The 23,953-nt window shown below is 55.6% G+C and carries 21 protein-coding genes and 1 riboswitch; of the genes, 17 read left to right on the top strand and 4 right to left on the bottom strand.

Annotated features, from left to right (window positions below):
• Positions 1 to 106 precede the first annotated feature (106 nt).
• A complete protein-coding gene (locus tag WBY09_RS14940) occupies positions 107 to 1,546 on the bottom strand; it encodes an L-serine ammonia-lyase (protein ID WP_336233146.1) in 1,440 nt (479 codons plus the stop codon).
• 193 nt (positions 1,547 to 1,739) lie between these two features.
• Positions 1,740 to 1,845: riboswitch (glycine riboswitch) on the bottom strand.
• A 273-nt stretch (positions 1,846 to 2,118) separates the two neighbouring features.
• On the opposite strand from WBY09_RS14940, the gene gpmI reads away from it, so the two are divergent.
• From gpmI to WBY09_RS14890, 10 genes are all read left to right on the top strand, one after another.
• Positions 2,119 to 3,711 carry a 2,3-bisphosphoglycerate-independent phosphoglycerate mutase gene (gpmI, locus tag WBY09_RS14935; RefSeq protein ID WP_336233143.1) on the top strand — a complete coding sequence of 531 codons (1,593 nt, stop codon included), beginning with the start codon at positions 2,119 to 2,121 and terminating at the stop codon, positions 3,709 to 3,711.
• Entirely contained in the window at positions 3,701 to 5,044 is a 1,344-nt protein-coding gene (locus WBY09_RS14930) for a murein hydrolase activator EnvC family protein (protein WP_336233142.1), read from the top strand. The genes gpmI and WBY09_RS14930 overlap by 11 nt, the downstream gene beginning before the upstream one ends.
• Positions 5,041 to 6,342, top strand: coding sequence for a S41 family peptidase (locus tag WBY09_RS14925; RefSeq protein WP_063089172.1), 1,302 nt, complete (start codon positions 5,041 to 5,043; stop codon positions 6,340 to 6,342). The genes WBY09_RS14930 and WBY09_RS14925 overlap by 4 nt, the downstream gene beginning before the upstream one ends.
• 58 nt (positions 6,343 to 6,400) lie before the next feature.
• The gene (locus WBY09_RS14920) at positions 6,401 to 7,954 is read left to right on the top strand and encodes a divergent polysaccharide deacetylase family protein (protein WP_336233141.1); all 1,554 of its coding nucleotides are present in this window, start codon (positions 6,401 to 6,403) and stop codon (positions 7,952 to 7,954) included.
• Positions 7,955 to 7,996: 42 nt separating this feature from the next.
• Positions 7,997 to 8,524: an RNA pyrophosphohydrolase gene (locus WBY09_RS14915; protein WP_008889836.1), complete on the top strand. Its 528-nt coding sequence runs from the start codon at positions 7,997 to 7,999 to the stop codon at positions 8,522 to 8,524.
• 78 nt (positions 8,525 to 8,602) lie between these two features.
• Complete coding sequence (locus WBY09_RS14910) at positions 8,603 to 8,791, top strand: hypothetical protein (protein WP_008889835.1); 189 nt, start codon at positions 8,603 to 8,605, stop codon at positions 8,789 to 8,791.
• A gap of 120 nt (positions 8,792 to 8,911) precedes the next feature.
• A complete protein-coding gene (locus tag WBY09_RS14905) occupies positions 8,912 to 9,718 on the top strand; it encodes a methyltransferase domain-containing protein (protein ID WP_063089173.1) in 807 nt (268 codons plus the stop codon).
• A gap of 36 nt (positions 9,719 to 9,754) precedes the next feature.
• The gene (locus tag WBY09_RS14900; RefSeq protein WP_286792696.1) at positions 9,755 to 10,600 is read left to right on the top strand and encodes an alpha/beta fold hydrolase; all 846 of its coding nucleotides are present in this window, start codon (positions 9,755 to 9,757) and stop codon (positions 10,598 to 10,600) included.
• Between the two features lie 280 nt (positions 10,601 to 10,880).
• Positions 10,881 to 11,495, top strand: coding sequence for a hypothetical protein (locus WBY09_RS14895; RefSeq protein WP_336233140.1), 615 nt, complete (start codon positions 10,881 to 10,883; stop codon positions 11,493 to 11,495).
• Positions 11,496 to 11,612: 117 nt separating this feature from the next.
• A complete protein-coding gene (locus WBY09_RS14890) occupies positions 11,613 to 12,599 on the top strand; it encodes a squalene/phytoene synthase family protein (RefSeq protein WP_336233139.1) in 987 nt (328 codons plus the stop codon).
• Positions 12,600 to 12,674: 75 nt separating this feature from the next.
• On the opposite strand, the gene WBY09_RS14885 is transcribed toward WBY09_RS14890, so the two are convergent.
• The 3 genes from WBY09_RS14885 to WBY09_RS14875 all read right to left on the bottom strand — a co-directional run bounded on the left by WBY09_RS14885 (position 12,675) and on the right by WBY09_RS14875 (position 15,475).
• On the bottom strand, positions 12,675 to 13,871 hold the full coding sequence (locus WBY09_RS14885; protein WP_286792699.1) for a phosphoglycerate kinase: 1,197 nt from the start codon (positions 13,869 to 13,871) through the stop codon (positions 12,675 to 12,677).
• A gap of 151 nt (positions 13,872 to 14,022) precedes the next feature.
• Positions 14,023 to 14,868: a diaminopimelate epimerase gene (gene dapF, locus WBY09_RS14880; RefSeq protein ID WP_064781296.1), complete on the bottom strand. Its 846-nt coding sequence runs from the start codon at positions 14,866 to 14,868 to the stop codon at positions 14,023 to 14,025.
• A 100-nt stretch (positions 14,869 to 14,968) separates the two neighbouring features.
• On the bottom strand, positions 14,969 to 15,475 hold the full coding sequence (locus tag WBY09_RS14875) for a hypothetical protein (protein WP_286792701.1): 507 nt from the start codon (positions 15,473 to 15,475) through the stop codon (positions 14,969 to 14,971).
• 418 nt (positions 15,476 to 15,893) lie between these two features.
• On the opposite strand from WBY09_RS14875, the gene ccoN reads away from it, so the two are divergent.
• The 7 genes from ccoN to WBY09_RS14840 all read left to right on the top strand — a co-directional run bounded on the left by ccoN (position 15,894) and on the right by WBY09_RS14840 (position 23,952).
• Positions 15,894 to 17,351 (top strand): cytochrome-c oxidase, cbb3-type subunit I, encoded by a 1,458-nt coding sequence (ccoN, locus tag WBY09_RS14870; protein ID WP_008889827.1) that lies wholly within the window; start codon positions 15,894 to 15,896, stop codon positions 17,349 to 17,351.
• A gap of 14 nt (positions 17,352 to 17,365) precedes the next feature.
• A complete protein-coding gene (gene ccoO, locus WBY09_RS14865) occupies positions 17,366 to 18,097 on the top strand; it encodes a cytochrome-c oxidase, cbb3-type subunit II (RefSeq protein WP_008889826.1) in 732 nt (243 codons plus the stop codon).
• A gap of 15 nt (positions 18,098 to 18,112) precedes the next feature.
• Positions 18,113 to 18,274: a cbb3-type cytochrome c oxidase subunit 3 gene (locus tag WBY09_RS14860; protein WP_008889825.1), complete on the top strand. Its 162-nt coding sequence runs from the start codon at positions 18,113 to 18,115 to the stop codon at positions 18,272 to 18,274.
• Between the two features lie 15 nt (positions 18,275 to 18,289).
• A complete protein-coding gene (gene ccoP, locus WBY09_RS14855; protein ID WP_064781177.1) occupies positions 18,290 to 19,162 on the top strand; it encodes a cytochrome-c oxidase, cbb3-type subunit III in 873 nt (290 codons plus the stop codon).
• Positions 19,163 to 19,475: 313 nt separating this feature from the next.
• Complete coding sequence (ccoG, locus tag WBY09_RS14850; protein WP_336233138.1) at positions 19,476 to 20,981, top strand: cytochrome c oxidase accessory protein CcoG; 1,506 nt, start codon at positions 19,476 to 19,478, stop codon at positions 20,979 to 20,981.
• A 32-nt stretch (positions 20,982 to 21,013) separates the two neighbouring features.
• A complete protein-coding gene (locus WBY09_RS14845; protein WP_008889822.1) occupies positions 21,014 to 21,532 on the top strand; it encodes a FixH family protein in 519 nt (172 codons plus the stop codon).
• A 47-nt stretch (positions 21,533 to 21,579) separates the two neighbouring features.
• Positions 21,580 to 23,952, top strand: coding sequence for a heavy metal translocating P-type ATPase metal-binding domain-containing protein (locus tag WBY09_RS14840; RefSeq protein WP_443082664.1), 2,373 nt, complete (start codon positions 21,580 to 21,582; stop codon positions 23,950 to 23,952).
• Position 23,953: the final 1 nt, after the last annotated feature.

Raw genomic sequence — 23,953 nt, 5'->3', positions numbered from 1 at the left:
GCAAAACACCAACCGCAAGTCGCAAGAAACAAAAGCAGAAAACCGTCTAATTTACATTTCAAATGCCAAAAAGCCCGGTTTTCTGCCCTATTCTTAAGAGTTGGGATCAACACTCGACCACGTTGACATTGACCGCAAGACCGCCCTGGCTGGTTTCCTTGTACTTGCTTTGCATGTCGAGTCCCGTCTGGCGCATGGTCTCGATCACCTTATCAAGCGACACGGTATGCTGGCCGTCACCGCGCAATGCCAGACGTGCCGCATTGATCGCCTTGACCGCGCCCATGGTGTTGCGTTCGATGCAGGGAACCTGCACCAGACCGCCAATCGGATCGCAGGTCAGGCCAAGGTTATGTTCCATTCCGATCTCGGCAGCGTTTTCGACCTGTTCGGGCGTTCCGCCCAGCACCGCACACAGCGCACCGGCCGCCATTGAACAGGCAACACCGACCTCGCCCTGACAGCCAACTTCGGCCGCGGATATTGAGGCGCGTTTTTTATAGATCGACCCGATGGCCGCCGCGGTCAGAAGGAATTCACGAATTTTGTGCTGATTGGCGTTGGCACCGAACTTTTCGTAATAACGCAGAACGGCGGGAATAACGCCTGCCGCCCCGTTTGTTGGTGCGGTGACAACCCGCCCGCCTGCGGCATTTTCTTCGTTGACGGCAAGGGCATACAGATTGACCCAGTCAATCACCGTCAACGGATCACGCAAGCCAGCTTCGGGCTTTTCGGTCAGTTCCTTGTAAAGGTTCGATGCCCGGCGTTTGACATTCAGGCCACCGGGCAAGATACCGTCAGTGCGGATGCCGCGGTCAATGCAGTTCATCATCGCGTCATGAACGCGATCAACAAAAGCGATGGTTTCATCAGAGCTGCGCCAGCTTTGCTCGTTCTCCATCATGATTTCCGCGATGGAGCGGCCTTCGCGCTTGCAGATTTCCATCAGCTCATCGGCGGACGAAAACGGAAATGGCAAGGTGATGTTATCGCCGGAATATTCCGCACCGTGATCGTCACTGGATACGATAAAGCCACCCCCGACCGAAAAATATTCCTGGGTATGGATTTTCACCCCATCGTGATCAAAGGCGGTAATGCGCATGCCATTGGGATGCTGCGGCAGGGTTTCGGTGAAATGAAACACCAGATTGGTATCGCGGTTAAAGGCAACCGGATACTGCCCGTAAAGCTGCAACTGGCTGGTTTCATCAATCGCCTTCACAGTCGGCACGATATCATCAGGATCGATATTGCGCGGGCGCTTGCCATTCAGGCCCATGATCACCGCGGTATCGGTTGCGTGCCCCTTGCCGGTCAGGGCAAGCGATCCATAAAGATCAACCACAATACTGCCGGTCTTTTGCAAAAGATTGCGCGCCTCAAGCTCAAGGCAGAAACGATACCCCGCGCGCATCGGGCCAACCGTATGCGAACTCGAAGGACCGATACCAATCGTGTAAAGGTCAACAACCGACAGGTTGACGTCATGTTGGGATTTCTTTTGCGATCCCGAAGATGGATCGGTCGCGGGATTTGTCATCAAGGGCCTCCTTCACGGCTCAATAACGCGCTTGTTTTCGCGCTGTTTACGAACCGGTGTTTTTGCCCCCTCTGTCCCTTGACCTGAGATTATCCGCCCTGCCCGATCAAGATCGGCTTGGGGCGTTCATCCTTCGGTGGAAACCTGACCAGCGCTTTCTCCCAGGCGCTTTTTGGTTTCTCTCTCCAGAGCCTCTTCCGTGACGGTCCATCTGCCTGAGAGTGTTTATGAGGCATTGCTCCTTCGGCGCCGCACATCATGCAAATCGCATGATATCCGAACTCTCCCGTCACGGTGCGAGATAACATTTCTGCCACCTCAGAGGTTCACCGTCAGATTGAACACTATCTGCGTCTTTAGACACTGTCAAAAGAACTGGTTTGCATCTGCAAAATTTTCTGCGGCAGATGCTGTTAAGCAACGGTAATCGTGCTAAATTGCCCGGGTAATTGATGTACCTGTCGTGTGCGAAGACTGACCCACCCTGTCCGCATGGCGGGATTGATGGCGAAAGAGCCCGTAAGTCACCATATTTACGGGACATTCAGCCTTTTCCTTTATCTGTGGGGTTTATGAACGTGACTGTATCGAATTCCGTAAAGCGCCCGCGCCCTGTGGTGCTGTGCATTCTGGACGGCTGGGGTTATCGCGAAGAAAGCAAGGACAACGCTGTCGCCCTTGCCAACACGCCTGTCTGGGATGACCTTTACGCCAACAATCCGACCGGGTTCCTCAAGGCCTGCGGTCTGGATGTCGGCCTGCCCGAAGGTCAGATGGGCAACTCGGAAGTCGGTCACATGAACCTGGGTGCTGGCCGTGTGGTCATGCAGGAACTGCCGAAAATTGACGAGGCCGTCAAAACCGGCAGCATCGCCGATACCGACACCGTCAAAAAGATCATCGCCAAACTTTCCGATTCCAAGGGCGTTTGCCATATCGCGGGTCTTCTGTCCGAAGGCGGGGTGCATTCCCATCAGGCCCACATGGCGGCCCTGGCCAAGATCATTGCGAGTGCCGGTGTGCCGGTAAAAATTCACGCCTATCTTGATGGCCGTGATACCGCACCGAAAAGTGCCGCCAAGTTCCTTGAGAAATTCCGCGCCCTGATCGGTGATGCCGATGTTGAAATCGCCACCGTCACCGGCCGTTATTACGCCATGGACCGCGACAACCGTTGGGAACGCGTAAGCCAGGCCTATTTCACCATGGTTCAGGGCAAGAATTACGCCGATGGCCGCAGTGCTGATAGTGCGGAGGCCGCGATTGCCAACTCGTATGAAGCCGGTACGACCGATGAATTTGTTCTGCCGACCGTGATTGGCGATTATGACGGCATGAAGGATGGCGACGGCCTTCTGATGACCAATTTCCGGGCGGATCGCGCACGTGAAATCCTTGCAGCCCTTTGCGCACCGGAATTTGATGGCTTTGATCGCGGCACGCCAGTCAAGTTCGCCGTTCAGGCCGGGATGGTCGAATATTCGTCCGAACATGCGAAATATATGGATGCGATCTATCCGCCGCAGACCCTGCCAAATATCTTTGGCGAAGTGGTTTCCAAGGCGGGTATGAAGCAGCTTCGCATCGCCGAGACCGAGAAATACCCGCATGTGTCGTTCTTCTTTAACGGCGGCGAAGAACAGGTATTCGAGGGCGAGGACCGCATTCTGGTCGCCTCCCCCAAAGTCGCGACCTATGACCTGCAGCCGGAAATGTCGGCACCGGAAGTGACTGAAAAACTGGCCGCCGCCATCAAGTCGGAAAAATACGATACCATCATCCTGAACTTTGCCAACCCGGACATGGTCGGCCATAGCGGCATCCTTGAAGCCGCGATGAAGGCCGCCGAGGCGGTTGATACCTGCCTTGGCAAGGTAATTGACGCGATCAAGTCGGTCGGCGGCGTTGCCTTTGTTACCGCCGATCACGGCAACTGCGAAGTGATGGTCGATCCGGAAACCGGCGAACCGCACACGGCACATACACTTAATCTCGTTCCGACCATCCTTGTTAACGGTCCGGAAGGGGTAACATTGGAAAATGGTCGTTTGGCCGATGTCGCACCGACCTTGCTGCAATTGCTTGGCGTGCCGCAACCGGCGGAAATGACTGGTAAACCCTTGCTTAAGGGCCTGAAACAGAATGACGCGCTTCTTGCGAGCTAAGTTAGCTTATGAGATCGCCCTGCCTGCGCTGATCGCTTTTGCGGTTTTTGCTGCAGGCGGGGCTGCGCCTTCTTTTGCCCAATCGCTGCAAAAGGTTGATCAGCAACTTGATCAACTTGAAAACCAGCTTTCCGAACAGCAAAAACAGGAAGAGTTCCTGTCACGCAAATCACGGGAGCTCTGGACCGAGGAACAAGCCCTTCAGTCCGAGGCGATATCTGTCGCCAGACGCACCCAGCGCCTTGAAACGACGCTGACCGAACTGGAAGATCAGCTCGAAACGCTTGAAGCACGTGAAAAGGTCGCGGCCACCAGCCTTGAAGACAAGGCCGGGCAATATGCCCGTATCCTGATGGCCCTGCAGCGCCTGTCGACCACCCCGCCCGAAGCGGTCATTGCCCTGCCAACATCGCCGCAGGATACGTTGCGTTCGGCAGTGTTGCTTAAGGCCGCCCTGCCCGGTGTCGAACAGCACGCCCGCGATCTGCGCAAGGAACTGGGCGAGATTGCCACACTGCGCGAAGATATTCGCAATCGCCGCAGCGAATTGGCCGCTGCCACCCAGGAATTACAACAAGAACGCGCATCCCTTGCCGCCCTTCTGGATGAAAAGCGCCGCCTGCGCGCCCAGACAGAGGCCGAAGCCGAAGAAGCCGCCAAGGCGGTAAGTCTGCTTGCCGATGAAGCCAAATCGCTGGGCGAACTTTTGCGCAATCTGGAAAATCGTGCCGAAGGGCTGCCACGCCCGCGCGCCCGTCCGGAAGTTCGTGTTGCGACACGTACCGAACCGGATGCAGACACGCTTGGTGCGACAACAATTGCCAAAAACACACCGCCACCGCCGCCCGAAAGCAAATCTGATGCGGGCAAGACCGGTGGCACCGACACAAGTGACGAAGAATTCGCTGTTGGCAGTTCGATCACACTGGCACAAGGCAACCTCCGCATGCCCGCCAGTGGTAAAGTGGTTACACTTTTTGGTGAAAAATCACGCGGCCCGGATGGCTTGACCGTAAACAGATCCAAGGGAATTGAGATCAGCACACGCGCAAATGCGCAGGTTGTCTCACCTTTTGACGGCAAAGTTGTCTTTGCCGGCCCGTTCCGCGGGTATGGCCGGCTCTTGATTATCGAACACGGCGAAGGATACCATAGCCTTATCGCCGGTTTTGATCGGCTGGACAGTGTGGTAGGACAATATCTATTGGCGGGCGAACCTGTTGGTATTATGGGTGAAACTTCGCCAAAACTATATCTGGAGATGCGCCAGAACGGGGAAGCAATCAATCCGCTTCCATGGCTGGCCTCGAAAAACGGCAAGGTAAGTGGATGAAAACCTCACGATTGGCAGTACTCGCACTCGCGACCGGCATGACTATCGGCCTTGCGTCGCCAGTTTTGGCGCAATCTTCAACCTCCTCGGCTGAGACCTATCGGCTGCTCAACCTGTTTGGCGATGTGTTCGAACAGGTCAAAAGCAAATATGTCGAAGAAGTCGATGACAAAAAACTGATCGAAGCGGCCATCAACGGCATGCTGACATCGCTTGATCCGCATTCCTCGTATCTCAACATGGATAATTTCGAGGAAATGCAGGTCGATACCCGCGGCGAATTCGGTGGTCTTGGCATCGAAGTCACCATGGAAGACGGCTTTGTCAAAGTCATCGCGCCGATCTATGACACGCCGGCCGAAAAGGCTGGCCTTCAGCCGGGCGACTTCATTACGCATATCGATGGCACCGCCATTCGCGGCATGACGCTGAATGACGCGGTCGAGATGATGCGCGGCAAGGTCAATACCGACATCGTCCTGACCATCATCCGCAAGGGTGAACAGGCACCGTTCGATGTCACCCTGACCCGCGCAGTGATCAAGATCCAGTCGGTCCGCGCCGAACCGAAAGACGATATCGGCTATATCCGTATCACCAAATTCAACGAACAGACCGCCAGCGGCCTGCAGCGTGCCATTGCCGACATGCGCGAAGAAATCGGCCCTGAAATCAAGGGTCTGGTGATTGACCTGCGCAACAACCCGGGCGGCTTGCTTGATCAGGCGATCTCGGTTTCCGATGCCTTTCTTGATAAGGGTGAAATCGTATCGACCCGTCCGCGTGATACCGAAAACACCGAACGGTACAACGCACGCAGCGGTGACCTCAGCGAAGGTTTGCCGATTGTGGTTCTGATCAATGATGGTTCTGCCTCGGCATCCGAAATCGTCGCCGGCGCCCTTCAGGATCACCGCCGTGCCGTCATCATGGGTACGCGCAGCTTTGGCAAGGGATCGGTCCAGACCATCCTGCCGATGCCCGGAAACGTGGCACTTCGTCTGACCACGGCGCGGTATTACACGCCGTCAGGCAAATCCATTCAGGAAGTCGGCATTGTGCCGGACATCATCGTTCCGCAGGCACGTGTCGAAAGCATCGAGGCGGATACCCGTCGCTCCGAAGCATCGCTTAGTGGCGCCCTTCGTAACGAGGACGAAGGCATCACAGATGCGGAACAGGATGCAAATTCCCGCCGTGACGAGGCCGAACAGCTGGCGATTGATGATTATCAGCTGTCGCGCGCGCTTGACATGATCCGGGGTATTTCGCTGTTTGGCCCGCGTCCGAATGGGTAAGGTTGGACCCGGCATCGTGAGAGACTAGTTGCGCGTGTTCAGGAAAATCCTAAATTCCTTGCCGTTCCGAAAGAAAAAGAACGGTGACATCGACGAGGACATGGCCAGTGATTTGGCCGACGACCTTGGCGACGGGATGACTGACGCCGACGACGAAGACAACGTCGACCTCGATGACCTGCCCTTTAATGAACTGCCGATCGAGGTGCAGTTCAAACGAATGCCAAAGCGGCCGAAATCACGGCGCAGCTGGCTTTCGAAACTGCTGATCATTACCCTGTTCCTGTCGCCATTTTGCGCAACAGCGGTCGCGATGATCCCGGTGCTTGATCCGGAAACCGGCTGGCGGCTGTTTCATGCTGGCGGACCGGAAGCCACGATCACTGTTCCGGGCACCGAACGCGAACTGCAAGAAGAAATCGCGCGCGGTGTTAAGGACATTCAGGATCGCGATCGCGCCGCGATGGAGGCTGCCAATGGTGCAAATGGCCAAGGCCCGTCAGCCGAAGACATTGCCGGCAACCTTGATGGCGTTTCCGACCTGATCGGAACACCGGGCGCAACCGATGGAACCGGTGATGGCGCCCCGACACCAGAAGAACTCGCCGCCCTGATCGAGGAAGAAGGATCGTTTGACGAACCGATCGAACCCGATCCCTTGCGCCCGGCCCCCCTGCCCGGTCTTGACGAGGAAGGCAGTTTTGGCCGCATCCCGCGCATCGGCGATGATGGCACCACGCCGTTTGAAGCCTACAAACGCCCGTTCGAACTGCCCGAAGGCACCCCGGTTGTCGCGGTGATGCTGACCGGTGTTGGCCTGAACGAAGAGCGCACCGACGCGGCCATCAATGATCTGCCGCTTAACATTTCACTGGCGATTTCGCCCTATGCCCGCGATCTGCAAACAGTTGCCCGCGAAGCACGCGCCATGGGCCACGAGGTTTTCCTTGAACTTCCGATGGAACCGGCGGACTTCCCGCTGTCAGACCCCGGACCGCGCGCACTTTTGACATCCCTGTCAGAGGGTGAAAACCTTGTCCGTCTGGAATGGTTGTTGGCACGTTTCCCGGGCTATGCCGGTCTGGTCAGCCTTCAGGGATCAAAATTCGGAAGCCTCGATAGCGCCATTCGCCCGGTGATCGAATTCATTTCGCGTACTGGCCTGATGTATGTCGAAGGCACCGGAAGCGGTGTCGCCAGCTATGGCGCGCAACTGGCGGCAAACGACGGAACACCAAATGCGATCAGCAATGTCATCATCGATGACACACCAAGCCGCCGCCACATCGACAGGCGACTGGCCGAACTGGTCGAAATCGCCAAACGCAATGGCGTTGCCGTCGGGATTGCGCAATCCTATCCGGTGACGATCCAGCGATTGCGCAACTGGGCCTTCCGCCTGAAACGTCAGGGGGTTGTTCTGGTCCCGGTTAGTGCCGTATCAGGCCAGCAGGTCACGCCGCAATCTGCCGACGAGGCAGAGGCCGCCCGCCTTGAAGCCGAAGAACGCGAACGTGAGGTCATGGCCGAACAGGCCGAGCAGGAAGAAGCACTTTCGGAATCTGCCGACCCTGCGGAGCCCGACGAACCCGCCAACACAATCGAGAACTAATGACAGATGCCGGTACCCCGGCCCTGTCAGTCAGGAGCAGTCATGGCAAAGAAGTCCGACACCCCGAACGCAGACAAAGTCACGGCAGATGATCTTCCTTATCGGCCATGCGTCGGTATTGCCCTGTTTAACGCAGACGGATTGGTCTGGATGGGCAACCGTTTCGGGTTTGAAGGCGCCTGGCAATTGCCGCAAGGCGGTATTGATGACGGCGAAACGCCGATTGAAGCCGCCATGCGTGAACTCAAGGAAGAAATCGGCACCGACAAGGCCGAAATCATTTCCGAAACGCCGAACTGGCTGACCTATGATCTGCCCGAACACCTGATTGGCAAGGCGTTCAAGGGCAAGTATCGCGGCCAGAAACAGAAATGGTTCGCCATGCGCTTTACCGGCAAGGACAAACACATCAATATTGATGTCCCGGATCCGGAATTTGACAGTTGGCGCTGGAACGATCTGGCGACCCTGCCGGATCTTATCGTGCCGTTCAAAAGGCCGGTTTATTTACAAATTGCCGCCGAGTTTCATGACATACCGCAAAGAATTCGCGAAAAGGGTCAGGCATAAGACGATGTTTGCGGTTTGATCGCAGTACAGTTTTCGATAAATTTGAATAACAAACATTCGGCTTAGAGGAGTTCCAACATGGGTATGGATCGGTTGATCTTTGGTGTTCTGACCATCGTGGTCGGTCTTTTCGGCCTGTTTTACGCGTCAGGTTCGCAGGACGGTTATTCCTACTTCGTCGGGCTTGCGATGTTCATTGGTGCCGTGCTGTTCATGTTCCATCTGATCAAGGGCCATTATGACCAGCTTGAAGCGTCCGATCACTGATCGCTGTTTTTGATGTGTCGTCGGATTTCTGCGCCCCAACCTCTGGTCTGGGGCGCTTGTTTTTGGCGGCACGTCTCCTCGATGCTTCAAATGACATCCGAAACGCGATAAGACTTTCCCATGAGCAATACACACTGGGATCCTGCCCGTTACGGTTTGTTTGGCAATGAACGCCTGCGACCGGCCATCGATCTGATTTCGCGTTTGCCCAAACCGGCAAGCGGGTTTTCACCGCGTCATATTGTCGACCTGGGCTGTGGCCCGGGTTCGGTAACAGCCATACTTGCCGATGCATATGGTTCAAGCGATCCTGACGGACCGCGTATCACAGGTGTTGATTCGTCTGACGAGATGCTTGAAACCGCGCGCAAGCGGGATGAAAACATCACCTGGCAAAAGGCCGACATCGCCGACTGGCAACCGGACGCGCCCGTTGATCTGCTGTTTTCCAATGCGGCCCTGCACTGGGTGCCCGATCACTCAAAGCTGTTTCCGCGCCTTCTTGAACATCTTCGCCCTGGCGGTATCATCGCCATTCAGGTGCCCAACAATTTCCTGGCACCCAGCCACCAGTTGATCGGCGAAGCCGGGATGGACTGGCGCAAGGAAGTGGCAACCGCGATGCATGCGGCCCGCATCATGCGCCCGGGTGATTATTTCGATGTGCTGACACCTGCATGTGATGAAGTCGACCTTTGGCAAACCCAATATTGCCACGTGCTGACCGGGCCAGACGCGGTCTATAACTGGACCAGTTCAACGATCCTGCGTCCGGTCATGGATGCCCTGCCCGATGATGAAGCGCGCGCAAAATTCACTGCGAAATACAAGGAACGGCTTAATCAGGTCTATCCGTCACGCGATGACGGACGTACCCTGTTTCCGTTCAATCGCCTGTTCATGATCGCCCGCAAGAAGTCCGCCTGACAATCCGAACAAGACATCCCTGACAAGGAGCACCCCATGGCCGATTTTCGCGAACATTTCGTCAAATGCTGTGGCTATGAAGTCCATGTCAGGGCATGGGGAAATCCGGCCAATCGACCGCTTCTGATGATGCACGGGCTGGCGCGTCTTGCCGATGACTTTGATCATGTCGCGCCGCATTTCACCGACAAATACTATGTTCTTTGCCCGTCAATGATCGGGCGGGGATTTTCCGGTTGGGCCAGCGATCCGGACACGGAATACACCGTGCCGTTCTATGTCGCGCAGATGTTTGAACTGCTTGATCATTTCAACATCAATACCTGCGACTGGATCGGCACATCCATGGGTGGCCTCATTGGCCTTTATGCCACAACCGAAGTCGCCGGACGCATCGAACGGCTGGTGCTTAATGACATTGGCCCAGAACTTGATCCTACGGCGGTTGCGCGTATCAAATCCTATGTCGGGGCATCCCCGGAATTTGAAACCATCGACGAGGTCGAACAGCTTGTACGGCTGGTTTATGCCTCCTTCGGGGTGGCCGATGATGCGACATGGGCCTTTTTGGCATCACGTTCCGTACGTCGCCTGCCCAATGGCAATTTCATGATGCATTACGACCCGCAAGTGATGCGCGTTTTTGCCGAACATATTGATAACTTTGATGCCTGGGCCGAATTTGAAGCCCTGCCCTGTCCCGTCATGCTGATCAGTGGCGAACAGTCCGATCTGATTCCGAAATCCATCGTCGATAAAATGAAACAGAAAAAACCACAAATGCCGGTTTTTGCAGTGGCGAACTGCGGGCACGCACCCCACTTAAATGATAAAGCGCAAATCGACGCAATTCGGGACTTTCTGAGCACGAGCACATCCTGACCGGCAATCCCCGGCAAAACACAGGATCAAGTCACGCCGGAAAACCCCGTCCGTCAAGAACCCGATGAAGTTTGCTACGCGCCAAGAACGCAGCAAGGGTTCAACGGTTGTTGGTTGGGACCGACAAAATCAAACCATTCAAGCGTCCGGCAAAGGACGCAGTCTGGCTTTTGCCTCGATTGCTGTGGTTGTTTGATCACCTGTGGGCACAGGCGACATGAAAAAGCTGCATTGGCCAAATTGGGCAAAAAGACACCGGATATGGATATTTCTGACGGCTTTGCTGCATGCGGGTCTGGTTCAGAACCCTTCGGCTTTTGCCCAATCGCTGCAACCTGAACCAACATCGCAAACCGGCATCACGTTGATCCCAGGCGGCAGCGCATTTGGCCCCGGTGGTATTTCATCTTCAAACCCAACCGGCTTTGATCGCAGCTTCACCCCGTCGGCACGCTATGGCCTGACGCTTGGTCCTGATGCGACAGATCCTCACAATCCGGCACAGTACTGGCTTGAATTCGGTGGCACGCCACGTTCTGATCACGGCATGAATGCCCAAATCGGCTTTGGCTATTCACCGTCTCCTGATGTTGGTTTTACCGTCGGACCGTTCGTTGATCTTGATGCCGCGACACCGGGAAATTTTGGTGTTTACCAGACCGATGCATTCGGTATGCAACATCGTGCGCGTTCAAGGTTCGGTTTTACCGGAACAGGTTTGACCAACGATGCCGGACTTGCCGGCTCACTGTCCTACATGCCGCTCGAAGATATCTGGATCGGTCTGCATGGCTCGGTTTCACGTGATTTGACCACAACGAGCCCCAGTGATGGTCTACTTGATGGCATTGATGCCATGTTGGGGCTGACGGCCAGATACCGGATCCAGTTCTGATCATGCGATTGCGCACCGTGTGCCAACGCCCCTGACAATTCCCAATTCGGATGTTGCGCAGCGCTGGCAGTGCTGTATGACTGTTTGAAAGCAAACCAACGGGACATCCAGACACGCATGAGCCATTCGCTCCCTCCTGAACACGCTGTACTTGGACCACCTTTCGATGCCTGCAACGAACTGGCAGCTGCAAAGAATGCCAATCTGTATCGTGCCGCAATGCGCCTTTCGCCCGAACGGCAGCGTTTCTTTCTGGCAGCCTATGCCTCGATGCGTGTGATCGACGATATCGTAGATGACGGGTTCCTTGAACTGCCCGATGCCGAGCGCGATGCCCAACGCGAATTTGTCCTGCAAACCATTCATCAATGGCAAGCACAGGTCATCGCCGCCAAGGCAGATCTGGATAATCCCCTGCCCGAAAACGGCCCTTTGTCGTCTGAGGTCTATCAGGCCCTGCGCCTGACCTTGGGACGCAGCGACCTTCCCGCAGATCCATGGATCGAACTGGCAGATGCGCTTCATCGTGACATCGCCGAAGAACCGATGGACGAATGGGACGATTTTATCGCCTATTGCGAAGGGGCGACCGCGGCACCGGCATCGATTTTTGTCTATCTGTTGTCCGCCCGTTATGACGCAGAGATCGGCTATACGTCGCCACTGACCAATCCGCCGCTCTATCACGCGCGGGACATGGCGATCTTTTGCTATATCATCCACATTCTGCGCGACCTGCCCGAAGACATCAAAGGCCCCGACCGCCTTGTCACCATCCCCTCGGAAGTCCTGATCGCTGCCGACATCACCCTTGGTGAAATCCGCAATGCCATCGGCCAAGGCAAATATAGTGATCTCGATTATCTCGGTAAAATCCTGCTCGAACATGCCTGGGAGCATTTCGAAACCGGGCAAGCCAGATCGGGTGAGTTGCTGTCGGTTCTGGATACGGACGAGGCCGATACCTTATCGCGCCTGTTTACCGTCTATATCGAACTGGGCGGAGCCATGATGGAAAACGGCTATGCAGGTTTCCTGACCGAACGCGATGAAATCATGCAAAGCACGGCCCAGAACAGCCTGCCTGACGTCAAGAAGGACTAGGTTTCCTAAGCGCGCCGCAAAAGAAAACCCCGCCAAGTTGGCGGGGTTTGTTGTTTTGTACTCAAACCAAATGGCTTAGCCGGCGCGAAGGGCCGCCACCCCCGGAAGGGTCTTGCCTTCCAGCCATTCCAGGAACGCACCACCCGCGGTCGAGACATATGAAAATGCCTGATCAGAATCGGCATGGCGCAGGGCCGCAACCGTGTCGCCACCACCTGCAACCGACAAAAGCTTTCCGGCCTTGGTCAGTTCTGCTGCATGCTGGGCGACCGAAACTGTTGCGGTGTCAAAAGGGGTAATTTCAAACGCACCCAACGGGCCGTTCCAGACCAGCGTTTCACAAGTCTCAAGACGCTTGTTCAGATCTTCGATGGTTGCCGGACCGGCATCAAGGATCATGCCCTCTGCGGCGACGTCGTTGATGTCACAAACATCATGCGGCGCATTGGCTGCAAATTCCTTGGCCACCAAACCATCAACCGGCAGGACGATTTCGCAATTGGCGGCTTCGGCCTTTTTGAAAATCTCACGCGCGGTATCAAGCAGGTCATGCTCGCACAGTGACTTGCCAACATTGACACCCTTTGCCGCCAGGAAGGTGTTGGCCATGCCACCGCCAATAACCAGCTGATCGACCTTGGCAACAAGATTGCCCAGAAGATCAAGCTTGGTGGAGATCTTTGCACCGCCAACAATCGCCATCACCGGATGTTTTGGTGCTTCAAGCGCATTGCCAAGCGCTTCAAGCTCAGCCTGCATCAATCGACCGGCATAGGCCGGAAGCGCCCGTGCCAGCCCCTCGGTCGAGGCATGTGCTCGGTGCGCACAGGAAAACGCGTCATTGACATACATATCGCCAAGTTTTGCCAGCTCAGTGACAAAAGCGGGGTCGTTCTTTTCTTCTTCGGCGTGGTAACGCAGGTTTTCCAGAAGGGCGATTTCGCCGTCTTTCAGGCTGTTGACCACGCTTGCCGCTGCGTCACCGATGCAGTCATCCGCAAACTTCACCGGACGGCCAAGCTGCTTGGCAAGGGCATCGGCAACCGGTTTCAGGGTCATTTCCGGGACGCGCGCACCTTTGGGACGACCGAAATGCGTAATCACCACCAGTTTCGCCCCGGCATCCGCCAGTTCGATCAGGCCCGGTACAGTGCGGTCGATACGAGTCGTATCGCCAACAACACCATCCTTCATCGGAACGTTAAGATCAGCGCGCAGCAAAACGCGCTTGCCAGCCACATTGACACCGTCAAGCGTATTGAAGTCAGCCATTATCTGAACCTGCTTTTGAGTTTCACAAAAGACGGGATTGGGTGTCCCGACATGGATTGAACCAAATCCTGATGCGCCTTGTTTTGCCCGATCAACTCACCCGACGCAAGGCCAGATCAAACCGGTCAAAAGACCAATCAGGAAAACCTGATCAATGGTTTCCCAGAAGGGACGCGTGCAAAAAGCCAGAAAAACTGGTCGCGACCGGGCCGGTCATCAACACATGATCATCGGGCAGCCATTCAATGGTCAGTGGCCCGCCATCAAGGATCACTTCGACCTTGCGACCGGTAAGACCACGACGTGCCGCCGCAACCCCAGCTGCACAGGCGCCCGTCCCGCATGCACGGGTCACGCCGACACCGCGTTCCCAAACGCGCATGCGGATCTTGTTTTCATCGATGATGCTGCAAACTTCGATATTGGCGCGTTCCGGGAACATTTCGTGATGTTCAAGCACCGGGCCGAATTTCTCGATATCAATGGACTCGGCGTCATCAACAAAGAAAACACCATGCGGGTTGCCAACATTGACACCCACCGCATCAGAAAGCGGACCGAGTGAAAGCGGAATATGGTTGGTATCGACCGCATCGGACAGCGGAATGTCACGCCAATCCAGTTTGACCTGTCCCATATCAACCGTGACACGGCCATCGGCCAAGCCATTGGCATCCAGCAAACCGACAACGGTTTCAATGATCACGTCTTTGCGGCCAAGTTCGCCCATGACGATATTGGCCACACAGCGGGTCGCATTGCCACACGCCTGAACCTCGCCGCCATCATTGTTGCGGATGCGCATAAAGGCATCGGCCAGATCATCGCGGGCCGGTTCGATAACGATCAACTGATCGCAACCGACCCCGGTCTTGCGATCGGCAATACGGGCAGCGGTCGCGTCATCAAGATCAAGCACAGCGGGATCGCGTCGTCCGTCAAAGACAACGAAATCATTTCCCAAACCATGCATTTTGACAAAAGGAATACCGTTCATACCCGCCTTATAATCCTGATTGCGCAAGGCGTCCACAGTTGGAATTCCCGACAGAGGGGGCGTTTTATCAAACCGGAAAAGGCCAGACTTGGATTGAACTCTAGGCCGTCAAGCGCGGGCTTGCTGGTGCGCAATAGCGCACCTTGCTTGGTGCATATCCGGCCCGGGAAAAATATCCCCTCAGACGTTCATCAAGTTCACCAAGCGAAACATAGACGTTGCTGCAATCATGCACCCGCGCCAAACGGCTCATGGCATCGCGCATCGTATCAAGGACATAGTCGCCCGAAACGATTTCAACCGCCATCACATTGTCGACATGCAAGACAACGCCATCGGTCATGTCATCACGGACATAATACGAAAACAGTCCATGGATATAGCCGCGCTCGTTGGCGATCACGATGATGCCGCGCTCACGTTGCCAGAGGATGTCATCACCGTCGGTGCCTGCACTAACGGACTCCTTATTAACCGGCATGCAATACTGATCGACGAATGCACGCCAACGGTCAAAAGACATGTCGACTTTCAACATCTGAACCAGCGGATATGTCATATCCGCGGTCTGTGCTGTAAGTGGAAGTGACTTATAGGCTTCTGACATGATCCTGCCCTCTGGAATTTAGCAGATCATGCCGCAAATAAATCGGCCCCACCTTGATGTGCATCAACACCTTTTGAGGGTTTGGCGCGCATAAACACAGCCAGTACAGAAGTACCCAGCCGAAGGGCCAATACGTTTCCGCCGATTGAATTTCTGACGGGTTTGCAAGCCGAGATTGACGTAGGTCAATGGCTTTTGGATGAACTGTCCGCATACTCGCCGAACGAATTGGGAAACCTCGCCCGGAATAACGCGCCCTGACTTTCAGACAAGGTGCATTTTGGGTGGGGCTTTTTGTGCAGGTGGACCGAAGATCAAGAAGGTCGTCGGTTCATCGGGACTTTTGAAACTGCCCGAGAGGGTTTTGGGCAGTTCACCCGACCACCTTGAACGGGAGTCAAGCATGAGCCAGGGGAGCATGGCACAGGCAGCATCGCCTTCAGTTGCTGTCAATTATAATATGGACGTTGTGCGCTGGGCCGCACTTGCGACCGTATTTTGGGGAGTAGTCGGATTTTTGGTGGGCGATGTCATTGCATGGCAGCTCGCATTTCCGGTTCTCAATTTTGATACAGAATTTCTGAACTTCGGACGCCTGCGTCCGCTGCACACCTCGGCAGTGATCTTTGCCTTTGGCGGTAACGCGCTTCTGGCAACGTCATTCTATGTCGTGCAGCGCACCTGCCGCGCACCGCTTTATGGCGGTCGCGCACTTCCGGCGTTCGTGTTCTGGGGGTACCAGCTGTTCATCGTGATGGCGGCCATCGGTTATGTTACCGGTGTGACCCAGGGTCGTGAATATGCCGAACCGGAATGGTTCGTTGATATCTGGATCACGATCGTCTGGGTTTGCTATCTGGCAATGTTTGTCGGCACCCTTTTGAAACGTACCGAGCCGCACATTTATGTCGCGAACTGGTTCTATCTGGCCTTTATCGTGACCATTGCGATGCTCCATCTTGGCAACAACCTTGCCATTCCGGTCTCGTTCATGGGCACGAAGTCCTATTCGATGTTCTCGGGCGTACAGGATGCATTGACCCAGTGGTGGTACGGCCATAACGCTGTGGGCTTCTTCCTGACGGCTGGCTTCCTCGGCATGATGTACTACTTCATTCCGAAACGTGCCGAACGTCCGGTTTATTCCTATCGCCTGTCGATCATCCACTTCTGGGCGCTGATCTTCCTGTATATCTGGGCTGGTCCGCACCACCTGCACTACACCGCACTTCCGGATTGGGCACAGACCCTTGGCATGACCTTCTCGATCATGCTGTGGATGCCGTCATGGGGCGGGATGATCAACGGTCTGATGACGCTTTCGGGCGCCTGGGACAAACTGCGCACGGATCCGGTTCTGCGCTTCATGGTGGCGGCTGTCGGTTTCTACGGCATGTCGACCTTCGAAGGCCCGGTCATGTCGATCAAGGCGGTCAACGGCCTGTCGCACTATACCGACTGGACCATTGGTCACGTGCATTCCGGTGCGCTTGGCTGGGTTGCCTTCGTATCGTTCGGTGCGATCTACTTCCTGATCCCGGTCCTTTGGCACCGTGAACGCCTGTATTCGATGCGCCTTGTGGCTCATCACTTCTGGCTCGGTACCATCGGGATCGTTCTTTACATCACCTCGATGTGGGTTTCGGGGATCATGCAGGGCCTGATGTGGCGCGCCTATGACGACCTTGGCTTCCTGCAGTATTCCTTCATCGAAACTGTCGAGGCAATGCATCCCTACTACATCATTCGTGCAACCGGTGGCCTGCTGTTCTTGCTGGGTTCGCTGCTGATGGTCTGGAACATCTACAAGACCATCAAGGGTGACCTCCGTAACGAAGCACCAATCGGCACACCTGCACCCGTTGCAGCCGAATAAGGGGGGAACCAGAGATGCTTCTTAAAAAACACCATATCGTAGAAAAGAACGTCTTCTTTCTGATCCTTGGTATTTTCCTGACCATCATCATCGGCGGTATCGTTGAAATTGTACCGTTGTTCACGATGGAACAGACCATTGAGAAAGTGGAAGGTGTCCGTCCCTATTCGCCACTCGAACAGGCCGGTCGTAACATCTATCTCCGTGAAGGTTGCTATAATTGCCATTCCCAGCAGATCCGTCCGTTCCGTGACGAGGTCGAACGTTATGGCCATTACAGCCTTGCAGCAGAATCGATGTATGACCATCCGTTCCAGTGGGGGTCAAAACGAACCGGTCCGGATCTGGCACGTGTCGGCGGAAAATATTCCAACGCATGGCATGTGGCCCACCTGATTGACCCGCGCGCTGTTGTGCCGGAATCGATCATGCCGGGTTATCCGTTCCTGGCGGAACGCAAACTGAATTTCGATGACGCTCAGGCACATCTCGAGACCCTCAAGATGGTAGGTGTCCCCTACACAGACGAGATGATCGAGGCAGCCAAGGCAGACCTGTATCTGCAGGCCAGCGAGGATGCGGCCTATGACGATGATTTCCTCGCGCGCTATCCGAATGCGGCAACAGGTGACTTTGACGGCAACCCGGCAGAATTGACCGAAATGGATGCGCTTGTTGCGTACCTGCAGGTCCTGGGCCGGATGGTCGACTTCACCACCTACAACCCGCAGATGAACCTGCGCTAATGCAAGGGGATCGTCATGGAATTCTTTACGCAACTCGCTGACTTTTTCCGCCCTCTGTGGGGTCTGTGGCTGATGCTGCTGTTCGGCGCGATTATTGCCTGGGTCATGTGGCCAAGCAAAAAGCGCAACAAGGACATGGAATCGCATGCGCAGATCCCCTTCCGGGATCAGGATTGAGGGGAGAACAGAGCAATGTCGACAAAAGTCGAGAAAGATCAGGTATCCGGCACAGATACCACCGGTCATGAATGGGATGGCATCAAGGAACTGAATACTCCGCTGCCGTCCTGGTGGGTCTATGTCTTCTGGATCACCGTCATCTGGTCTGTTGGTTACTGGGTGGTTTACCCGTCCTGGCCGACTGCCAATGACTATCTCAAAGGTATGTTTGGCACCACCAACCGTACCGAACTGCACGAAACCATGGCCAGTGTTGCGGCCGAACGTGCACCTTACATGGAACGTCTGGCTGCCCTGGATGTATCGGAAATCGCCAATGACAGCGAACTTCTGAACTTCTCCATGGCTGGCGGCAAGGCCGTTTTCGCCGATAACTGCGCACCGTGCCATGGCACCGGTGGTTCGGGTAACCCGGGCTTCCCGTCGCTTCAGGACGATGCGTGGCTTTGGGGCGGGACGCTTGATGCCATCAACCAGACACTGCATGTCGGTGTGCGCTGGGATGCCAATGAAGATACCCGCTTCAATGATATGCCGGCATTTGGGCGTGACGAACTGCTTGAACGCGACCAGATCGAAGATGTGGTTCAATATGTTCTGTCCTTCACGGACCGTGCAACTGACGCCGCTGCGGCTGATCGCGGTGCGGTGGTCTTTGAGGAAAACTGCGCTTCTTGCCACGGTGACGATGCCAAAGGCATTCAGGATCTCGGTGCACCGAACCTGACGGATGCCATCTGGCTCTATGGTGGTTCGAAAGAAACCATCACCGAAACGGTCATGAATTCCCGTCGCGGCGTCATGCCGGCATGGGAAGGCCGTCTGGACGAAGAAACCATCAAAATGCTGACGGTTTATGTCCACTCGCTCGGTGGCGGCCAGTAAGTCCGCATACTAAGTCCGCAGTCCAAGACAACTTTTCCAAAAAGGCCCGTGATTTGTAATCGCGGGCCTTTTTCTTTACCGGGCGGCTCACCCACAACAATTCATACCAATATCGGCTAATAAATTGACATGTGTCATGGTGAGCAAGCCGGGTCTCTCGTATTTTCTGCCTGAGATTTGAATAATTAGAGTTTGCTCTGCAAAGCTGCCAGAAACCCAAGTTCTCCTGACAGACCAACCTTTAAAGCGACTGGCGGGTTCGCCCCGCACAGAGAGCAGTCGCAAGGTTCAGAGCAACAACCAGGTAGCGAACATGGCCATGTCCACTTTGCAGCAACCAGATATCGAACCCAAAAACGTCCCGCACGTCGTCGACGAAGGCGATTATGATGAAGTCCCGCTTTATAAAAAGCGCGACAAAGTCTATCCGAAGCGCGTCTCAGGACGTTTCCGGAATCTGAAGTGGTTTGCGCTGATTGCACTTCTGGCCATTTACTGGGTCGTGCCATGGCTGCGCTGGGACCGTGGGCCAAGCGCACCGGATCAGGCCGTTCTGATCGATATGGATCTGGGGCGTGCCTATTTCTTCTTCATCGAAATCTGGCCGCAGGAAGTCTATTACATCACCGGCATCCTGATCATGGCGGCTGTGGGCTTGTTCCTTGCGACGTCCTTGTTCGGGCGTATCTGGTGCGGCTATGGATGCCCGCAAACGGTTTGGACCGACCTATTCATGTTGGTGGAACGCTATATCCAGGGTGACCGCAACGCGCGTGTCCGCCTCGACAAATCGAAATGGACGCTGGAAAAAATCTGGAAAGTCGGGGCAACACATGTGGCATGGATCGCCATTTCCATGGCGACCGGTGGTGCTTTTGTCCTTTATTTCCACGATGCCCCGACCGTGATGGTCGATATCTTTACCGCCAACGCCACCTTTGGCACTTATGTCACCATCGCATTCCTGACTGGCTCGACCTACCTTCTGGCAGGCTGGGCACGTGAACAGGTTTGCACCTATATGTGCCCTTGGCCGCGCTTCCAGTCCGCCATGCTTGATGATGAAAGCATGATCGTCACCTATGAAAGCTGGCGCGGTGAAACGCGTGGTCCGATCAAACGTAAAAACCTTGTGCGCGGCGAAGTGCCAGAAACCGGTCACTGCATCGACTGCCACGCCTGCGTGAACGTTTGCCCGACCGGCATTGATATCCGCGATGGCCTGCAGCTTGAATGCATTGGCTGTGGGCTGTGCATCGATGCCTGCAACGAGATGATGGACAAGGTCGGATTCCCGCGCGATCTGGTTCGGTTCGACTCGGTCCAGAACTCCCAGCTTCGTTCACAGGGCAAGGCGACCCGCGTGCGCATCATTCGCCCGCGCACAATCTTCTATTCATTGCTGCTGGTGATCATTGCCGTGGTCATGATGTTTGGTCTGGCCAACCGTTCGGTGCTTGAGCTCAATGTTTTGCGGGACCGTAACCCGCTGTTCGTCGCCCTGTCTGATGGTGACGTGCGCAACGGCTATACCCTTAAGGTTCTCAACAAGGAACAGGCAGAAAAAACATATGTTCTGTCGCTTGAAGGGATTGACGCAACTGATTTCCAGATCATCGGCCTGACCCCGAACCAGGACGGCACCTATGATCTGGACGTGGCCCCCGACCGGGTCGGCAGTTTCCGCGTCTTTGTGGCAGCGGATCCCCAAACACTTGATGGTAAATCGACACCATTTGAATTCACGGTGACCGATAAGGAAACCGGCAATACCGAAACATATGATACAGTGTTCGCCGGTCCGGAAAACGACCGCTGATCGCAAAAGCGTTTCAGTTCAGGAGACAAGATATGGCAATGCAGATGACATCACCTTCCACAGATCAGAATGGCCCGCGCAAGTCGGATCGCTGGATTCCGTGGTATTTTGTCGGCGGCTTCGCCGTCATGCTGATTGCCAATATCTCGCTGATCACCTTTTCGATGACCAGCTGGAATGGCCTTGTGACCAAACATGCCTTCGAAGAGGGCAACAACTATAACGCGGCCATTTCCGGTGCTGCCCGTCAGGAAGAACTGGGCTGGCGCAGCAAACTTAGTGTCGATGGTGTCATTGATCAAAACGGCACCATCACCGTCCTGTTCCGCGACAAAGATTCCAACCCGATCACCGGGGCGAAAATGTCTATTGTGATGTCGCGGGCAGACCGTGATGATCTAGATACCACCATCGCGATGGCCGAAATCGCACCGGGTGAATATCGTGCAAGTGCTGCCTTCCCGGTTTATGGTCGTTGGCAATTGCGCACCATCGCCAACGCGATGGGGGATGATTATCAAACTGTCGAGTATGTCGTCGTAAATCCATGAACGTCGCCCTTCAGCCCTGTCGCCATTGCGGCGAGCCGGTGACAGCCATGTCACCTGCCGCACCCGACTTTTGTTGTGCCGGGTGTGCTGGTGCCTTTGAGCTCTTGGGCGAAATGGGACTGACATCCTATTACAACCGACGCGCAATCGATCCCAAGGTCCGGGCCCTTCGCCCGGACGAAGACGAAATCGCAAGCTTTGATTTCACCGAACTGGCCAGCACCGATACCGACGGTCATCATCATCTGAACCTGATGGTCGACGGCATCCATTGCGCTGCCTGTGTCTGGCTGATCGAAACCCTCCTGCAACGAAACAGTGCCGTATTGCAGGCCCGCGTCAATATGACGACACGCCGCCTCCGACTGAGCTGGCAGGGTGAAGTCGCCGATATCGAAGACATCATTCGCCCGGTGATGCAGATGGGCTATCGCCTGATCCCGTTTGATCCAGCCGCCCTTGAACAGGCGACAACATCGCGCAACAAGGAATTGCTGCGCTGTCTGGCGGTTGCCGGGTTTGCGGCGGGCAATGTGATGTTGCTGTCGGTCTCGGTCTGGGCCGGATATTTTCAGGGCATGGGCGGGGCGACCCGCGATCTGTTTCACTGGATATCGGCCCTGATCGCGCTGCCTGCCGCCGCCTATGCCGGATTGCCGTTTTATCGATCCGCCCTTGGGGCCATTCGCAATCGTCGCGTCAATATGGATGTGCCGATCAGTCTGGGCGTCATTCTGGCACTTGGCATGAGCTTGGCACAAACCATTCGCGGCGAACCGCATGCCTATTTCGACAGTGCGATTACCCTTTTGTTCTTTCTGCTGATCGGGCGCTATCTTGATGGTCGCGCACGCGGGCAGGCACGCTCGGCGGCTGAACATCTTCTATCGCTGAATGCCCGCTCGATCACCGTGATTGAACCTGATGGCACGCGGCGTCTGATCGCACCGCAAAAGGCCACACCAGGCATGATCGTTCTGGCTGCGGCCGGTGAACGCATCGGCATCGACGGCAAGGTGATCGACGGCCAGTCCGATGTCGATACCAGCATCATCACCGGTGAAAGCATCCCCGTTCTGACCCGTCCGGGCACCACCGTATTTGCTGGAACAACCAATATTTCCGCCCCGCTTCGTATCGAAGTCACGGCAACCGGTGGCAATACGTTGCTGTCCGAAATCGTGCGTCTGATGGAAAATGCCGAACAGGGCCGTGCCAGATATGTCGCCATTGCTGATCGGGTGGCAAAGGCCTATGCGCCAGTTGTTCATACCCTGTCGCTGGCGACCTTTATCGGCTGGTGGTTGATTGGTGGCATCGGCTGGCAGGATGCGCTGATGAACGCCATCGCGGTTCTGATCATTACCTGCCCCTGCGCGCTGGCGCTTGCGGTTCCCGTTGTTCAGGTCATTGCGACCGGGCGTCTGTTGCGTGCGGGTATTCTTGTCAAATCGGCAACCGCCCTTGAACGACTGACCAAGATCACCGGCATCATTTTCGATAAAACCGGCACATTGACCACGGGCAAACCCGAACTGGTCGGCGAACCACAGCAAGACAAACTGATGCTTGCCGCCGGCATGGCCGCCAACAGCAACCATCCGTTATCCCGCGCACTGGTGCGTGCCGCCGGAAACGTGCCCCCGCAAACCAATGTTACCGAACAAGCAGGTCTCGGCCTGATGATGCAGGGCCCAGCGGGTCCGATCCGGCTTGGCAGTCGTGCTTTCTGCGATGTTGCCGAAAACGCCGATGTACCATCCGATATTACCGGACCGGAATTGTGGCTGTCTGAACCCGGCATTGCCCCGACCCGGTTTGTCTTCCGCGATACGATGCGCAGCGACGCACCCGAAGTGATCGACACCCTGCGCACGCGTGGCTTTGAAATGACCCTGTTGTCAGGTGACCGCGAAAGCACCGTGCGCCAGCTTGCCGAAACACTTGGCATTACCAGCTGGATGGCACGGATGTCGCCAACCGAAAAAGCCAACCATATTCAGGCCCGCGCTGATCGCGGCAACCATGATTTGATGGTCGGCGATGGTATCAACGACGCACCGGCCCTTGCCGCGGCGCATGCGTCAATGTCCCCGGCGACGGCTGCTGAAATTTCGCAAAATGCGGCCGATATCGTGTTTCAGGGTGATCGGCTTGGCGCCGTGATCGAGGCAATTGATGTCGCGCGCAAGGCTGATCGACTTGTCCGTCAAAATTTTGCCCTTTCCTTTGCTTATAACGTGATCACGATCCCGCTGGCGGTATCAGGGTTTGTCACCCCGCTTTTTGCGGCAATCGCCATGTCATCCTCATCCCTGATTGTGATCGCCAATGCCTTGCGTTTACACGCAAAATCGGGCAAGTCTGACGGGGTCGGCATCAAACCGGCGACCACGTTGTCGCAGCAGGCAGGGATATAAT

Source organism: Thalassospira sp. CH_XMU1458 (assembly GCF_037027205.1).
GTDB classification, from domain to species: Bacteria; Pseudomonadota; Alphaproteobacteria; order Rhodospirillales; family Thalassospiraceae; genus Thalassospira; species Thalassospira tepidiphila.
The sequence above is the reverse complement of the archived record's forward strand: the minus strand, read 5'-3'. Positions and strand labels throughout refer to the sequence as shown.

Excerpts from the sequence above, each read along its gene's own strand:
- WBY09_RS14940 (WP_336233146.1), bottom strand. The coding sequence starts at position 1,546 with ATGACAAATCCCGCGACCGATCCATCTTCGGGATCGCAAAAGAAATCC.
- gpmI (WP_336233143.1), top strand. The coding sequence starts at position 2,119 with ATGAACGTGACTGTATCGAATTCCGTAAAGCGCCCGCGCCCTGTGGTG.
- WBY09_RS14885 (WP_286792699.1), bottom strand. The coding sequence starts at position 13,871 with ATGGCTGACTTCAATACGCTTGACGGTGTCAATGTGGCTGGCAAGCGC.
- ccoG (WP_336233138.1), top strand. The coding sequence starts at position 19,476 with ATGGCCATGTCCACTTTGCAGCAACCAGATATCGAACCCAAAAACGTC.
- WBY09_RS14860 (WP_008889825.1), top strand. The coding sequence starts at position 18,113 with ATGGAATTCTTTACGCAACTCGCTGACTTTTTCCGCCCTCTGTGGGGT.
- WBY09_RS14915 (WP_008889836.1), top strand. The coding sequence starts at position 7,997 with ATGGCAAAGAAGTCCGACACCCCGAACGCAGACAAAGTCACGGCAGAT.
- WBY09_RS14845 (WP_008889822.1), top strand. The coding sequence starts at position 21,014 with ATGGCAATGCAGATGACATCACCTTCCACAGATCAGAATGGCCCGCGC.
- WBY09_RS14905 (WP_063089173.1), top strand. The coding sequence starts at position 8,912 with ATGAGCAATACACACTGGGATCCTGCCCGTTACGGTTTGTTTGGCAAT.
- WBY09_RS14890 (WP_336233139.1), top strand. The coding sequence starts at position 11,613 with ATGAGCCATTCGCTCCCTCCTGAACACGCTGTACTTGGACCACCTTTC.
- WBY09_RS14900 (WP_286792696.1), top strand. The coding sequence starts at position 9,755 with ATGGCCGATTTTCGCGAACATTTCGTCAAATGCTGTGGCTATGAAGTC.
- ccoP (WP_064781177.1), top strand. The coding sequence starts at position 18,290 with ATGTCGACAAAAGTCGAGAAAGATCAGGTATCCGGCACAGATACCACC.
- dapF (WP_064781296.1), bottom strand. The coding sequence starts at position 14,868 with ATGAACGGTATTCCTTTTGTCAAAATGCATGGTTTGGGAAATGATTTC.
- ccoN (WP_008889827.1), top strand. The coding sequence starts at position 15,894 with ATGGCACAGGCAGCATCGCCTTCAGTTGCTGTCAATTATAATATGGAC.
- ccoO (WP_008889826.1), top strand. The coding sequence starts at position 17,366 with ATGCTTCTTAAAAAACACCATATCGTAGAAAAGAACGTCTTCTTTCTG.
- WBY09_RS14910 (WP_008889835.1), top strand. The coding sequence starts at position 8,603 with ATGGGTATGGATCGGTTGATCTTTGGTGTTCTGACCATCGTGGTCGGT.
- WBY09_RS14875 (WP_286792701.1), bottom strand. The coding sequence starts at position 15,475 with ATGTCAGAAGCCTATAAGTCACTTCCACTTACAGCACAGACCGCGGAT.
- WBY09_RS14840 (WP_443082664.1), top strand. The coding sequence starts at position 21,580 with ATGTCACCTGCCGCACCCGACTTTTGTTGTGCCGGGTGTGCTGGTGCC.
- WBY09_RS14925 (WP_063089172.1), top strand. The coding sequence starts at position 5,041 with ATGAAAACCTCACGATTGGCAGTACTCGCACTCGCGACCGGCATGACT.